Source organism: Streptococcus sp. DAT741, from assembly GCF_009866825.1.
GTDB classification, from domain to species: Bacteria; Bacillota; Bacilli; order Lactobacillales; family Streptococcaceae; genus Streptococcus; species Streptococcus ruminantium.
In genome coordinates this window covers 785,101-800,874 of record NZ_CP019557.1, presented here as the reverse complement: position 1 = coordinate 800,874, position 15,774 = coordinate 785,101, and the positions used below count along the sequence as shown (strand labels likewise).

Below are 15,774 nucleotides of genomic sequence, written 5' to 3'. Positions count from 1 at the left end.
ATTGAAGCAAAATTTTCTGATACCTGCTCTGATAATGTTTCTTTTTATTTTTTGAAAGCTTAGGCACTTTCTAATCTCAACATCTGAAAATTACAAGGTACTTTCTTTTCTGCCCTTTCTGACTATCCACGTAAGAATTATCCCAAAGAACAGTTCGTAAAGAAAGAAAAAGGTAAGAAAGCAATGTAAGAAAAACTCCTGCGGTAGGATGTAGATGACAGGATCCGTAGCTGGATCAAAGAGCCAAGTCGAATCTCCTGGAAAGAGGACAAGGTGAAAAAGGGTGAAGAAATGATCAAAGCCGATAGATAAGCCCAACAGACCAACAAGAACTGGAGCTAGAGCCAGTAAGAAAAAAACATTTCTGAATAGATTTCCATGTCCTTTTAGAACGATCTTCCTTGTAAAAAGGATAAAAGTTGGCAAAGTGATGACAAAGATCCCCTGCACCAAGTGAAATAAATGCTTGACGTCCGCAAAATGTTTGAGACCGGCCGCTGAGGCTGAAAAACTGGGAAAATTCAAAACGGTCACAAACGGGTTGGTTAGATAGTTCATCAACATATTAAAATTATAGGCAATATCCGCCGCCTTCATATAGACGATTTTTTCCAGCCCTAGAAAGGAAATTTCCAAAGGATAGACAAGCCAAGCTAGATAAATCGTTGCCAAGATGGCTGCTGATAAGATGAATAATGCCGTACCTATAACTTGCAACCTAGTTTTCATCAAAACTCCATTCGTCTAAGCTCTTAAGGATGTGAGTTGGAGCAATAGGCAAGCTGGCTACCTCCTCAGATTTGGTAAATCCTGTCAACACTAAAAGTGTTGGAAAGCCATTATCAATGCCTGCTCGAATATCAGTTAGATAGTTATCTCCCACCATGATGGTCTGGCTGCGCTCAGTCCCTAGGATTTCCAATGCCTTGTTCATGATAATGGCTTCTGGCTTACCAATAAAAGTAGGTTGAACACGAGTTGCCGCCTCTAAAAGAGCAATCAAAGAACCTGCTCCTGGTAGGTGACCGCGTTCTGTTGGAATGTTGAGATCTGGATTGGTACCGATAAAAGTCGCACCTTTTTGAATAGCTAAAGTTGCAATGGTGAGTTTTTCATAGGTCAACTGGGTATCTAGTCCAACAACGACATAGGCAGGGTGTTCCGTATCTTCTACATAGCCGGCTTCAAAAATGGCAGACCTGAGACCATCTTCCCCGATAACATAAACCGTTTTTTCCTTGCCCAGATCATTCATGTAGTCAATCGTTGCTAAGCTGGCTGTATAAATGGTTTCAAGAGGGGTTTGAATATTAAAATTTTCCGCCAACATCGTCTGAATCGTCTCAGGTCTGCGCGTTGTATTATTTGTCACAAACAGATAGGGAATTTGGTGTTCTTGCAAACGATGGATAAACCGTTCACCGGCTGGAATCCGTTTCTTTCCTTCGTAGATTGTACCATCTAAGTCAATCAAATAGCCTTGATAGGTCATCTTTTCTCCTTTTCGTCACCTTTTGTTCCAGAAATGATAAGGTTTTTGGGACAAAAAGCAATTTTGATAATAACTTTTCAAAAATTAAAGGAGAGATGCAACATCCCTCCTAATGTTAATGCTCCACCTTTAATGGCAGTGAGACACCGAACTCTAAGCTCATTATACCACAATGAACTTAAAATATACAAGTTATTTTTATTATTTAACAGGTAGTTATTACAATAACTTTATGTCATTACTTTTTTGAAAATAAATGATTGATTTGAATCCCATTGTCCGTAGTCTATAACATTTACTGCCATAAAGGTTCTAGCTAATACTTGTATCACCACATCATGCGGTACAGTTTGCGTGTTTGGCTGAATAAGACTGTCCGTCTGTTCCGTAACTAGTGCTGGTTGAGCCTCAGGCAAATTAGTAGCTGGATAGGCCTTCCGTCTAATAGTATGATCCAGTCGCTTTGTCGCTTCACCAACTTGTGCAACCGTGCTACTCCAAGCAACAGTAGCTATTCCCATAGTAACAAACTGCTACTTCTTCCCCATCATATTTCAGTACCGTTATCCCAAGGCTGTCTTCTCTTATATCTCAGCACTGTATCTGCAACAATTTACAGATGAAATTCCTCAATATTTTGATGTAACAATCCCTAGAGACTATCTTTTAATACTCCTCCAGCTAATCTGAATATTCATTCCGTTTCTAAAGAATACAGCGAACTGGGAATTACTACTGTAAATACCCCTATGGGAAACAAAGTAAAAGTTTATGATTTTGAACGTATTGTCTGTGATTTTGTGATTCATCGAGAAAAAATAGATTCTGAGCTTTTCGCAAAAAACTTAAATATTATAGAAAATATCCTAAAAAATTTTGCGAATTTCTATGAATCTGCAACAAAGATGAATACCCTAGACAAAGTAAAACAAACTCTGGAGATCCTAATATGAACAAAGCTAAGTCAACAGCACTCTGTCATAAAATATCAAAGAATACTGGATTACCCTTTAATTCCGTAATAATCTATTACTTTCTAGAAGTGATTTTGAAAAAATTAAGTCAGAGTACCTACTCAAATCACTATATTTCCAAAGGAGGATTCCTACTGTCAAATATCATCGGAGTTGGATCCGTAGCATTGTTGATATTGACTTTTTGTTCCATCAAATAACACTTTCAGAAAATACTGTGAAGCAGCAACTTAAAGAAATTTTAGCAGTTTTAGGAGAAGGTATTTCTTTAACGATTCAATCTATCACAGCTATTAAAGAAAGTAATGACTATGGCGGCTATCGTGCAACGATTTTGTGTCAACTTGAGAATATTAAACAAGTTATCCATTTGGATATTGCGATAGGAGATGTTATGACTCCACAGCCTATTACATATGACTACAAAGCTGTTTTTAATGAAGACACATTTCCAATCATTGCTTAAGTGTATCACTTGGGCTTGGGCAGTAGCTAACCGCACTAAATATAATATAAGGAGGGGGTCGCATACCTATCATAGTTACTCCTTACTTACTGGTTATTTCGAGACTTCTCCCGTCAATATTAGAGTGAAAAGATTGCGCCCTTGTTCTAGAAAACCTACATCTGCTCAAACAACATTATTGTGGCAGTACCTTTCCAAAATTGAAGAAATAAAAAAACCTCAATCGAATCAAGTTCTCGAACTGGATTCAACTGAAGTGTTTTACATATGAAGAAACAAGATATTCGATATATAGCGAATTTGTCAATCTGTGTTAAAAATGATGGAAAAAATGATGGTCTCATAGAAAATTTTACCATCGAAAAAATCTCACTGTTTGCTTTCAAATACCCGTACCGTCATTAGTTATCAAGATCTAGAATATCTGTCAAGAATGGTTTAATTTCCTCTTGTAAGTGATGTGTAATCATAATGACAGTTAGATCAGGGTTGCTTAATATTTCTTGCTCAATCACCTTAGATGTTTTCACATCAATCGCAGACGTTGCTTCATCCAGTAGTAGTATCGGGTGTTTTCGAATTAAAATCCGTGCCATTGCAAGCCGTTGTTGCTCGCCGCCAGATAAGTCTACCCCAAATTCACCTACCACTTCATCTAAACCTTGTGGCAATTTAGCCACCACATCTGCCATTTTAACTTTTTCAAGTACTTCCCAAAGTTGCTCATTTGTATATGATTGTCCAAGACCAATATTGTAACGAATAGAGTCTGAGAAAATGAAGAGGGATTGATTGATGTAGCCGATTTGATTTGAAAAGTTAACATCTACCTCTGGTGAATATACTTTTTCATCTATCAAAATGTGACCTTCTGTCGGCTTAAGACGTCCTAATAATAGCTTGAGCAAGGTTGATTTTCCACTTCCACTTTTACCAACCAGAGCATACTTCCTCCCAGTATCAAACCGAAAATTCAACTGATTGAAAATCTGCTTCGGACCATAAGTGAAACCAACATTCTCAAACTCAATATATCGCTCTACCGTTGGATAATCCTCTTCCACCGTTTCTGAGATTTCCGTCACAGTATCTAGCATATCCTTTGTACCGATAATTTTCATATACAAATCTACCAACTGTTCGACGGCTTGTAAAAATATCCCTAGCATAGCAGGAACCGAAACAATAGCACCAATCAGCAACTCTCCTCTACTAATCAAAAATATGGTAAAGGCAAAAATTAACATTTCAAATAGTTTTTCAACACTTTGTAGAGTTAGTCCGCCAAATGCCAGATACTTGGTTATGAGAAACTGTTGATTTTCTTTAGCTTCTTGACTCTTTCCAATTTGTTCTGATATCCGATCAACCACTCCTAAATTTTTTAAAATCTCATAAGCAGATAAATATTCTTTTAATTTTTCTGAAAATTCCCCTGTGCGAACGGATAATGCAGCATATCCATCGCTGATTTTTTTCCCAAACTTTCCACTTATGGAAAAAAGTAGAACAGTTGAAACCAACGCAAAAACAACAAACTTCCAACTAATCAAACCTAAGAATACCAAAGAAATGACCGATAGGACTACAGAACTAATAAAACCTGTTATCGGCTCCAATAAGTAGACGGATACGACCTCTAATTGGTAGGTATAGATTGCCATGTGGTCGCCTATTTCTTTTTGATAAAACTTCTCAAACGGCATCCGCTCAATGTTCTTACTAATCCTGTTTCCCAGATATAATTTCCACTTTCGAGTTAACTTGGCATTGACAATTTTCAATATGGCTCTCAATATTTCAACAACAATCAAGCAGACAACAAGCCAAATAAGATTGAACCAAACTTGACCAGTTCCAGCCAACACCTCATTCAAAATATCTGTCCTTGCATAGACTGTATATACTGCTCCAACCGAGACAATAAAGGTTAAAAAAGCTGATAATGACAAATTAAGCTTATCATTCGAAAGAATCTCAACTATTTTATTTTTATTCGGCATCATATATATTCTCACTTTCTCCACTTAATATCGTTTCTTTGCCTGTTATTACACCGTAGAACGGCAAATAATCTTTGTATTTATCACCTAAAATATTTTTACAAAAGGTGAAATTTACTTGCTTGACTGGTCGATTATAATGTCCCAAACCTGCATTATTGATGCAGATTTCTTGTGCTAAACATCCTATAAATAGAATGTAATTTATAAGTTCGTCTTGAATTGGAGGTAGCTTGATTAAAAGCAAAGTGTATTGTGAAGCCGTTCTAAAATCTACAAAATAGTATTCTCTGTTTAGTTCAAAATACTGAACTACATATTCTCCATTGCTATCAGTAAAATATTCACCATTATTATAGAGAACAACTCTTTGAACAATTCCTTTCAGCTGGGATGCAAAGAGTTTTTCAAAGGATGTTCCCAAATTTATTGCAGGTGTATACTGATAATTTGCAAAATCGTTATCTAGGTTTATTAGTTTATATCTGTAACTTCCACTAGACCTAAGTCGAAAAAGTCTTCACCTTTACCAATAGATAAAATCAGTCCTCCCAACAAAGACATAACGATGAGTTTCTTTAAAACCTTCCTCATAAAAACTACTTTTACTTTTTCTATAGGTTCATTTTAGCACCAAGGAATTTATTCGTCAATAAAATTTATAATCTTTTTATATATATTTTATATATATGTTTTTTATATTATAAAAAACGATGCCTTTAAACATCGTTCCAATGTCTAATCCTAAAATTTATCTGCAATATAGTGTTCTACTGTCAGAGCCATCTCTTTATTATCTTCGATTTGCTTATATAAAAAATGTGCAATCTCAAAGTAGCCTTTAGCAGTCGTTTTTTCTGAAAAATTTTGACTTAGATTTCCCAATAATAAAAATAAATCCGCTAGTAAATATGTGGTTCGATACTCTTGACACAGCTTAATAGTTGCTGATACTTGTTTGATAGCCAATTCAATATTTTTTTGTAACCAATAGTAACGACTGAGATTGTAGTTAAATTTTATAGACAATTCCAATTCCTCTATTGTACTTAAATTTAATTGATGTAATTGAACATTTAACTCTTCCCTTATTAAATCAAATTTAGCTAAGTTTTCTGTATCGTAATAGAAATTAAAAAGGGTATTAGAAATTTGCAAAAAGTTAATATCTGATTTATCAAGTGACTGTAATAACTTTTCTAACCTTTCTATCGCCTCCTTCTTTCTACCGTGGAAATAGAATTCAACTAAAGATGCAATCCACTCCAGATATATTTTATCTGACAATGATAAGCGATGCGACGTTTCTTTCTCTAAATCATAGATATATTTCAATGATTCATAATTCCTTTGAGCAATAAATGTTTTAGCTATTTTTTTAAACTCAGTAAGTTCTGAATTTTCATTTGAAACCTGTTCATCAAAAAAATAATCCATACTCACTTTAAGTTTTTTAGCTAACTGATGCAATAATTCTGAACCTGGAGTGTATTCTCCGTTCTCCAAACGACTGATTTGACCTTGCTTACAAATTCCTTCTGCTAATTCTTTTTGAGATAATTTCAATTCTTTTCTTCTACTCTTAATCCTAGTAGCCAATAACGTTCCCATAATATCTACCTTTCTATTTTTATTGCAGCAATATATTTTATCATTCTTAAACAAAAATGTAAATTTTTTATATTTTTATTTAGAAAATGCCTATTTGGATATATCACAATATTTCTTCATTGTTTATCATGTACATCTTCTCTATTCTATTGAGATATTTCCCCAAAATTTCGGACTAATATTTTTATGGGAACTATGTATCTGTTTACACTAACCACAATATGTAGTATTTCGACAACATCAAAAAAGACGGCTTCCTAAAAGGAAATCGTCTTTTCATCTGCACAAAAGAGACTTTCGACCACTTACAAGGGCTGACCTGAAGACTCTGCCAGCATTTCAGCAGCAATACTGCGGATTTCCTCGAAACGTTCGATGTCGTAAACATCTTTCCCACAGACTAACTCGTCTGTGCTAGAGCTTGCAGACGTACTGCCCACTCCAACCATCTATCCTGCGGTATGGCTCTCCCTCCACTCAATGACTGCCTGGGCGTGGATCTGACCGTCGACCACAATCTCGTGCTGACTGGTCAGGTGTACTTGGGAAAGGAGCGAGCTAACCTGACTTTTCGGTGCCACTTCCTTGATGTACCTCAGTTGGATTTTTTGAGGGCAATGGCAGAGCAGAAAATCATAGCCCAGAGCCTCATACATCCATTCCAGGTACTTACCGTTGTTGACATGGCCATTCATATCCAGATCAAAATAGCGGACAGGAAACGACTGAACAATCGGCTCTTCCAGATCTTGGTACTTGGGAACTCTAGGTAATTTCTTGACCTGCTCAGACTGATACGGAGCAATCAACTCTTCTGGTACAGGGGAAAGCTTGCGACTGTCAAAATCAATCAAAACAAAATAACACAGAATATCCAATAGACGATTGCCTTCCGTATCATAGATGACAAATGTCCGTTGGCAGAAAAACTTGTTGTAGGCTACAGCTTCTGTCCGAATGAGGACTGTTTCACTGTACTTGGGAAGGCGCTCAATCGTCAATTCGTAATCTGTCACCACCCAGATGAGCCTGTATTCTTGATAAACAAATAAATCACTGCGCCCCAGCTCCTCGGACTGCCGAGCAGAGACTGCCAGACAGTGGGAAATGAGGGCAGGCAACTTGACCTCCTGCTTGACATCACACATGTCAAAAGGGACGGTCCATTCTTCTTGGTAGGTTAATCCCATATCACTCCAACCTTTCTACTATTTTAAACCATTTTATCCGCTGCGATTCGCTCGATAGAAATATCTACGGTAGCTACCGGTCTTGCGCCTAAACATCCCATCAGGCACCGGTGACCATCCTATTCATCCAAGATGAAACGCTCGGCAACGGTATCACCTAGAAAGAGACCTTTTTTCGTCATTCGGATAAAGCGGTCTTCTTCTTGTAAGAGTCCTTCATTTTTTAAGTCTCTGACGACTCGACCGTAGCGAGCTTCAAAGGACACACCGAACTTTTCCTCGAAGCGCTCGATTGATACGCCAGCTTTTTTCCGTAACCCTAAAAACATCTCTTCTTCCATCTGCTCGGTCTTGCTGAGAAATTCCTCATGCAGGCGAGAATGTCTTTTTTCACGGATGGATCTGAGGTAGTGCTGGATGGGACCACGATTGCGGTAGCGCATACCGTCTATGTAGCCTGAAGCTCCTGCACCCAGTCCGTAGTATTCGGAGTTATCCCAATACATGAGATTATGGCGGCTTTCAAAGCCGGGCTTGGTGAAGTTGGAGATCTCGTAGTGCTCAAAGCCATTTTTCTCCAGCTCTTTGAGGATATAGTCAAACATGTCTGACTCCACATCTTCATTGGGGAGATGGAGGTTGCCGCGGCGCTGACGGTTCATAAAGACCGTGTGGTTCTCCAAAATCAGGCTGTAGAGGCTCAGATGGGGAATATCTAGCTCCAGCGCCCTAGTAACATTGTCCACCACCTGCTCCATGGTCTGGCCAGGTAGGGCGTAGATGAGGTCGATGGAAATATTGTGAAACCCTGCATCTTTGAGAGATGAGATAGTCTCGTAAATCTGAGCTTGATTGTGACTGCGACCGATTTTTTTCAGCATGCGATCATCAAAGGTCTGAACTCCTAGAGAGACCCGATTGCACTTGGACTTTTGCAGGACTGCAATCTTATCGGCTGTCAGGTCTCCGGGATTGGCCTCAATGGTAAATTCTTCTAGCTGCGACAGGTCCACTACTGCTTCCAGACGGGTCAGCAGGTAATCCAGTTGTTCAGCTGATAGGGCTGATGGAGTCCCTCCACCGATATAGAGAGTACGAAGGGCTGGCAAATCGTAAAAGGTGACCTCCTCTATCAGAGCTGCCAGATACTCATCAACAGGCTGATTTTTGATAAACACCTTGGAAAAATCACAATAGTAGCAAATCTGCGTACAAAATGGAATATGAATATAGGCTGATGTCGGTCGTTTTTGCATAAAACTATTATAGCACAATGTGGGAGAAATTATTTTCACAGGCACTCCTTTGCCCACAAAATCAGCGGAATTGCCGCACTTCTCCAGAGAAAGTAGTCTTTTTGTCGGACTGACTCAAATGACACAAGGAAAGTTGCCAATGAAATCAATCTTATCGACTATATCCTGATGACATCTTCTGCCACAAACAAAAGAACTACTTCCGATAATGGAGGTAGTTCTTTTGTTGTATACTATTGCTCAAACATTAGGGTTTTTGTTTGGCAACTTAAGTGAAATGTTTTGTGAAGTATTTTATGAATAGATAGTTTGTAAAGTGTTTTATAAAGTATTTTTATGAAATATCTTGGAGTGTTGAATAAAATATTATTTATCCGTTGACCGTTTTTTCTTCAAGATTATAAGAGCTGCAGCTCCTAGACTGATCAAGCCTGTCAATATCAGAGCAAGAGAAGGTGTTGCATTTGTGCGCGGTAATGCAGCTTTTCCTTCGCTGGCTACAGTTGAAAGAGGAGCGTTTTGCTGGGACTCTTTTCCTGTGACAGATGGAATCTCATCACTTGGAAGAACCTTGATCTCTGTAGATGGGTCAAGCGGTCGTTTGTTTTCTGTTTTCTTGTCTATAGAAGGGTTATCCTGTGGTTGGAGGACTTTTTTAGAACTATCTGCCTGTTTCTTTTGAGTATCGACAAGAGCATCTGGCGCTTTCTTTTGAACTTCTGCTTTTTTCTCAGGTTTCCGAATGCGCTTGCCTTCTCCTCTTTTGACAGAAACTTTATTCCAAAGGACTTGTCGTCCTTCTGCGTTGAAGGCGGTAAATGTCAGCACGCTATTTGGCTTAAATACCGTCTCTCCAAAGTCAATCTCAAAGTCTCCTTCAGGAGTCGAGATAGTCTCTGCCAAGAGCTTATCACCTTGATGGACAAAAATCCGAACATTCGGAGCAACCTGTCCTTTCACATAGCCTGTATCACTTGTAATCGTCGGCAAGACAAAGGAGTGCTCTTCTGGTTTTACCCCATCATTGATTCCTTTGACAATCGTGCTTTGTTTAGCCACGACCGCAAAGGTCTTAGGATCAATCACCTCAAAGGTCAACTGCTCGCCTTGCTCCAGTGTTATGTCCAAATCTCTAAAGTCAATTCCCCAGAAACCAAGTTCGCTGGTCATAATGGTAGGGAATTTTCTATCTGGCACAGAAGATGTGATACGGACGAAGTGGTGAGCGTACTTGCTACGTCCAGCTATGTATTCTTTTTGATTGTGAATACTTGGTACTTCTAGCGGACTAGAAGGAGAGACAACATCTGAGGTGTCAAAGAGGATGCGATCCAAAATCTCCAAGACCTGTGAAGAAGGAATCTGCTTATCTGCTCCGTCTACGGTCTGCTCTACTAACATCTGATAGTCATTGTTGAGACCCATAAAGAGACGGTAATAGCGCTGGTTACTAGTCAATGCTGGTAATTTTTCAGAGTACTTTCCTTCCTCATTTGCCCATGCTTCTAGGACAAAGCTACCTGTCTCAGCATTGTAGAGCTGGACCCGGCCAAAAGGCTCGGTCATCCCAGAAAACTCTGTGCTACTTGCTGTCAGAGGTTGATAAGTGTGAGAAGGCTTTGGCTTCTCCTTGAGTGTTTCTCCCAGTGGGTAGACTGGGACAGCCTGCATCACTGGTAGACCGTCATTTGAGATGAAAGACAATCTTACATTGTGAGTGGTTTTAAAGGTGCTTGCTTCTAAAGCATCTAAAAATTCGATCTCAAAATAACCATTCTTTATCTGAGCAGGCTTGGATACAATGGTGCCACCAATCATGGCATAGACAGTCCCCTCAACAGAGGTGTGTCCTTGTATCTTCTTGGCACCTTCAAAGAGAGGCTCGACCAATACCTGATGCTGGTTGCCTACCTTTTGGAGGGGTTTGGTAGGGATAGGATAAGCCTGAGGGTGTCGTGGAGTCGTCTGCTCTACCTTGGTCTCTCCACCATCAAGCTCTACTTCTTCCTCTTCCATGAGTCTTGGGTGAGTAGAGATTACTTCGACCTTTTGATGATAGAGGACAGGCTGCTTGAGCTCATGGGTAAATTTTCCTTTTCTGTCTGCAAATACAGGATCTACTATCAAGATTTGAGAAGTTTCATCCACCTTGATGTCTATTAGAGCACCTGGAGTGGTCTCGCCTGAAATAGTCTTATCTCCAGGAGAGATAGGCTTTACAGAAAGAGGATTTTCCAAGACGGTTGACTCTTTCGCTTCTTCTATCGCTGTTGTCTCATCTAGCTTTTCTGCCGCAGCAGTCACTTCCTCTGTCGCAGAGGTAGAGACTGGCTGAGACGAGACGGATGAAGTACGACTTGCCGCTTCCTGATTGGTAGGCATGTCTTTTTCAGATGTCACTTCATTGGCAGAAGCGGAAACAGAGCCTGTTGCCAATAGTGCTAAACTTGTCGCCAGCAAGAGGGAGGATTTCAGACGAATCCCCTTCTTTGCATAGGACTGGATGTGCTGTTGTGTCACTACTTCATCTCCTTAGTTGTAGGTGTTTTTTTGCTGACGAGGTAACCTGCAATAGCCAGGATCATCACCAGCAGTAAAATCCAAATAAACTGCAAAGCATCTGCTGTCTTTTTCGTGATTGATTTTGAAACCTTATGATGCTTTGGACTAGCTTGGTGTTGAGCGTTTGTCGCAGCAGATGTAGTTGCTGGAGCGCTCGATTGTTGGTTTTGGTTGTTTGATTGTGAATTGTTCGCTGATTGGTTGCCAGTCGTGTTGGTCGTTTGACCTCCTACTGAGGAACCACCTGTACTTGTAGTACCACTCACACTACGTCTAGTACGTGTAGCACGTGGAGAAACTCCTGTACCTGTAGAGCCAGACTCACCTGTAAAGGCTAGAGGAGTGGTTTGAGTACCATGACTAGCACCACGACCACCACTTCTACCTTGGGAAGCTGAGCTGCCATTACCAGCTTGAGTACTTGGAGCGCTAGTTAAAGGCATTGGGGTTGGAAGACTGCGACCTTGAGAGTTTGTACCGCCATTACCAGTCCGAGTGCTTGTATCATTAGTTAGAGGCGCTGGTGCTGGCACACGGTCACCTTGTGAACCTGTACCGCCATTACCAGACTGAGTATCTGAATCACTAATCAGAGGAGCTGGGACTGGGGTTGGAAGACTGTCTCTTTGTGAGCCTGCACCACCATTGCCAGACCGAGTATCTGAATCACTAATCAGAGGAGCTGGGACTGGGGTTGGAAGGCTATTTTCACCATTAATGCTTAAACTGGGACGGTGCTCACTACCGCCACCTTGAGAGTTTGACTCGCTCATCAGTGGAGAGGGAGCTGGAAGATTGTTCTCATTATTCGAGCCTAAACTGGGATACCTCCCGTTATTGTTCTGAGAGCCTGACGCATTGGTCAGAGGAGTTGGAGTCGGAACTTCGTTGTTATTGCTTAAACTGGGAGAGTGGCCATCTCTGGGACAAACCTCACCAGATGGATTTCCTACCTCACCCCAAGGTCTAGGGTCACACTTATCTTTATCGTGTTCACCACCAGCACCTGGGAGGCTATTGCGATCTGTAGTACCACCTAGACGTGGATCACGACCACTTTCACCTTGTGAACCTGGGAGGCTATTGCGATCTGTAGTGCCACCTAAACGTGGATCACGACCACTTTCACCTTGTGAACCTGGGAGGCTATTGCGATCTGTAGTGCCACCTAAACGTGGATCACGACCGCTCTCACCTTGTGAACCTGGAAGGCTATTGCGATCTGTAGTGCCACCTAAACGTGGATCACGACCATTTTCACCTTGTGAGCCTGGAAGGCTATTGCGATCTGTAGTACCACCTAAACGTGGATCACGACCACTTTCACCTTGTGAACCTGGGAGGCTATTGCGATCTGTAGTACCACCTAGACGTGGGTCGCGACCGCTCTCACCTTGTGAACCTGGGAGGCTATTGCGATCTGTAGTGCCACCTAAACGTGGATCACGACCATTTTCACCTTGTGAGCCTGGAAGGCTATTGCGATCTGTAGTACCACCTAGACGTGGATCACGACCGCTTTCACCTTGTGAACCTGGAAGGCTATTGCGATCTGTAGTGCCACCTAAACGTGGATCACGACCATTTTCACCTTGTGAACCTGGGAGGCTATTGCGATCTGTAGTGCCACCTAGACGTGGATCACGACCACTTTCACCTTGTGAACCTGGGAGGCTATTGCGATCTGTAGTGCCACCTAAACGTGGATCACGACCATTTTCACCTTGTGAGCCTGGAAGGCTATTGCGATCTGTAGTACCACCTAAACGTGGATCACGACCACTTTCACCTTGTGAACCTGGAAGGCTATTGCGATCTGTAGTACCACCTAGACGTGGGTCGCGACCGCTCTCACCTTGTGAACCTGGAAGGCTATTGCGATCTGTAGTACCACCTAGACGTGGGTCGCGACCGCTCTCACCTTGTGAGCCTGGAAGGCTACCGCTGCGACCACCGCCTGAACCGCCACTGCCTCTATTAAAGAGACTGTTACCATCAGGACAGCCCCCCAAGATCCAACTTGGGCATTGTAAACCTGGGAGGCTATTGCGATCTGTAGTACCACCTAAACGTGGATCACGACCACTTTCACCTTGTGAACCTGGGAGGCTATTGCGATCTGTAGTACCACCTAGACGTGGATCACGACCGCTCTCACCTTGTGAACCTGGGAGGCTATTGCGATCTGTAGTACCACCTAGACGTGGATCACGACCATTTTCACCTTGTGAACCTGGGAGGCTATTGCGATCTGTAGTACCACCTAGACGTGGATCACGACCATTTTCACCTTGTGAGCCTGGAAGGCTATTGCGATCTGTAGTACCACCTAGACGTGGATCACGACCATTTTCACCTTGTGAACCTGGGAGGCTATTGCGATCTGTAGTGCCACCTAAACGTGGATCACGACCATTTTCACCTTGTGAGCCTGGAAGGCTATTGCGATCTGTAGTACCACCTAGACGTGGATCACGACCGCTTTCACCTTGTGAACCTGGAAGGCTATTGCGATCTGTAGTGCCACCTAAACGTGGATCACGACCATTTTCACCTTGTGAACCTGGGAGGCTATTGCGATCTGTAGTGCCACCTAGACGTGGATCACGACCACTTTCACCTTGTGAACCTGGGAGGCTATTGCGATCTGTAGTGCCACCTAAACGTGGATCACGACCATTTTCACCTTGTGAGCCTGGAAGGCTATTGCGATCTGTAGTACCACCTAAACGTGGATCACGACCACTTTCACCTTGTGAACCTGGAAGGCTATTGCGATCTGTAGTACCACCTAGACGTGGGTCGCGACCGCTCTCACCTTGTGAACCTGGAAGGCTATTGCGATCTGTAGTACCACCTAGACGTGGGTCGCGACCGCTCTCACCTTGTGAGCCTGGAAGGCTACCGCTGCGACCACCGCCTGAACCGCCACTGCCTCTATTAAAGAGACTGTTACCATCAGGACAGCCCCCCAAGATCCAACTTGGGCATTGTAAACCTGGGAGGCTATTGCGATCTGTAGTACCACCTAAACGTGGATCACGACCACTTTCACCTTGTGAACCTGGGAGGCTATTGCGATCTGTAGTACCACCTAGACGTGGATCACGACCGCTCTCACCTTGTGAGCCTGGGAGGCTATTGCGATCTGTAGTACCACCTAGACGTGGATCACGACCATTTTCACCTTGTGAGCCTGGAAGGCTATTGCGATCTGTAGTACCACCTAGACGTGGATCACGACCACTTTCACCTTGTGAACCTGGGAGGCTATTGCGATCTGTAGTGCCACCTAAACGTGGATCACGACCATTTTCACCTTGTGAGCCTGGAAGGCTATTGCGATCTGTAGTACCACCTAAACGTGGATCACGACCACTTTCACCTTGTGAACCTGGGAGGCTATTGCGATCTGTAGTGCCACCTAGACGTGGATCACGACCGCTCTCACCTTGTGAACCTGGGAGGCTATTGCGATCTGTAGTGCCACCTAAACGTGGATCACGACCGCTCTCACCTTGTGAGCCTGGGAGGCTATTGCGATCTGTAGTACCACCTAGACGTGGATCACGACCATTTTCACCTTGTGAGCCTGGAAGGCTATTGCGATCTGTAGTACCACCTAGACGTGGATCACGACCACTTTCACCTTGTGAACCTCCCGAACAAATCTCGCCAGCTGGGTCACCTACCGTACCCCAAGGCCTAGGACATCCATCTTTATCATGTTCACTACCTCTGCTTCCTCCTGAGCCACCAATGCTAGTTATGTCAACACGACCATCCAAGCGCAAGCCATTGTAGCCAGTGCCAACTACGGTAGCCGTTTCTCTATCTGGATGAAAACCAACTCCATCAGACTGAGCCTGAGCAACTGGAGCAGTCACTGAGGCAAACAATAAGGCGATAACTACTGATGCTACGCCATTTTTCACCTTACGTAATGAATACTTTTTATTTTTGTGTGAAAACATTTCACTAACTCCTTTATGATTTCTAGCTTTTGCAAGGAAGAGTCTTTACCCCTTCCCTAGAGCATGGACTATTATATCAAACGGAAGTATTCGTCTTCTGTACAAAATCTATTTTTTATCTAATTTTTTTGAAGGACAACTTTTGAGGAGTTTTTTTCTTTTTCCAAGTAGGGAGAAAAGGTAAGGAGTAGGGACATACTCATAGTAGAAAAGGTGCATTTTTCTCATTTTTGTGACTGCTAGATT

Annotated in this window: 10 protein-coding genes and 3 pseudogenes; 2 read left to right on the top strand and 11 right to left on the bottom strand. The window is 42.1% G+C overall.

Translation table 11 applies throughout. The features are described 5' to 3' along the window. Nucleotides 1-90 precede the first annotated feature (90 nt). From BZG42_RS03845 to BZG42_RS03835, 3 genes are all read right to left on the bottom strand, one after another. Nucleotides 91-729, bottom strand: a complete 639-nt coding sequence (locus tag BZG42_RS03845; protein ID WP_120171560.1) for a TIGR01906 family membrane protein — start codon at nt 727-729, stop codon at nt 91-93. Then, a complete protein-coding gene (locus tag BZG42_RS03840) occupies nt 719-1,492 on the bottom strand; it encodes a TIGR01457 family HAD-type hydrolase (RefSeq protein WP_120171559.1) in 774 nt (257 codons plus the stop codon). Before BZG42_RS03840 ends, BZG42_RS03845 begins: the two co-directional genes overlap by 11 nt. Before the next feature lie 230 nt (nt 1,493-1,722). Beyond that, nucleotides 1,723-2,013 carry a hypothetical protein gene (locus tag BZG42_RS03835; protein ID WP_155973932.1) on the bottom strand — a complete coding sequence of 97 codons (291 nt, stop codon included), beginning with the start codon at nt 2,011-2,013 and terminating at the stop codon, nt 1,723-1,725. Between the two features lie 13 nt (nt 2,014-2,026). Here BZG42_RS03835 and BZG42_RS03830 point away from each other — a divergent pair. Beyond that, nucleotides 2,027-2,445 (top strand): annotated as a pseudogene (locus tag BZG42_RS03830) (type IV toxin-antitoxin system AbiEi family antitoxin domain-containing protein); the annotation flags it as partial. After that, nucleotides 2,442-2,929, top strand: a pseudogene (locus tag BZG42_RS03825) (nucleotidyl transferase AbiEii/AbiGii toxin family protein); the annotation flags it as partial. The pseudogenes BZG42_RS03830 and BZG42_RS03825, both read left to right, overlap by 4 nt. Before the next feature lie 404 nt (nt 2,930-3,333). Here the strand turns inward: BZG42_RS03825 and BZG42_RS03820 are convergent. The 8 genes and pseudogenes from BZG42_RS03820 to BZG42_RS03785 all read right to left on the bottom strand — a co-directional run bounded on the left by BZG42_RS03820 (nt 3,334) and on the right by BZG42_RS03785 (nt 15,528). After that, entirely contained in the window at nt 3,334-4,938 is a 1,605-nt protein-coding gene (locus BZG42_RS03820) for an ABC transporter ATP-binding protein (protein ID WP_155995884.1), read from the bottom strand. After that, a complete protein-coding gene (locus BZG42_RS03815) occupies nt 4,925-5,359 on the bottom strand; it encodes a hypothetical protein (protein WP_155965732.1) in 435 nt (144 codons plus the stop codon). The genes BZG42_RS03820 and BZG42_RS03815 overlap by 14 nt, the downstream gene beginning before the upstream one ends. A 320-nt stretch (nt 5,360-5,679) precedes the next feature. Continuing rightward, nucleotides 5,680-6,546, bottom strand: a complete 867-nt coding sequence (locus BZG42_RS03810) for a helix-turn-helix domain-containing protein (protein ID WP_155995886.1) — start codon at nt 6,544-6,546, stop codon at nt 5,680-5,682. Nucleotides 6,547-6,854: 308 nt separating this feature from the next. After that, nucleotides 6,855-7,009 (bottom strand): annotated as a pseudogene (locus BZG42_RS10240) (NUDIX hydrolase N-terminal domain-containing protein); the annotation flags it as partial. Next, entirely contained in the window at nt 6,996-7,736 is a 741-nt protein-coding gene (locus tag BZG42_RS03800) for an acyl-ACP thioesterase domain-containing protein (protein WP_120171554.1), read from the bottom strand. The gene BZG42_RS03800 and the pseudogene BZG42_RS10240, both read right to left, overlap by 14 nt. A gap of 119 nt (nt 7,737-7,855) precedes the next feature. Then, nucleotides 7,856-8,992 carry a radical SAM family heme chaperone HemW gene (gene hemW, locus BZG42_RS03795; RefSeq protein WP_155995888.1) on the bottom strand — a complete coding sequence of 379 codons (1,137 nt, stop codon included), beginning with the start codon at nt 8,990-8,992 and terminating at the stop codon, nt 7,856-7,858. Between the two features lie 366 nt (nt 8,993-9,358). After that, nucleotides 9,359-11,512, bottom strand: a complete 2,154-nt coding sequence (locus tag BZG42_RS03790; protein ID WP_155995890.1) for an LPXTG cell wall anchor domain-containing protein — start codon at nt 11,510-11,512, stop codon at nt 9,359-9,361. Continuing rightward, on the bottom strand, nt 11,512-15,528 hold the full coding sequence (locus tag BZG42_RS03785; protein ID WP_159780094.1) for a YSIRK-type signal peptide-containing protein: 4,017 nt from the start codon (nt 15,526-15,528) through the stop codon (nt 11,512-11,514). The genes BZG42_RS03790 and BZG42_RS03785 overlap by 1 nt, the downstream gene beginning before the upstream one ends. Between the last annotated feature and the right edge of the window lie 246 nt (nt 15,529-15,774).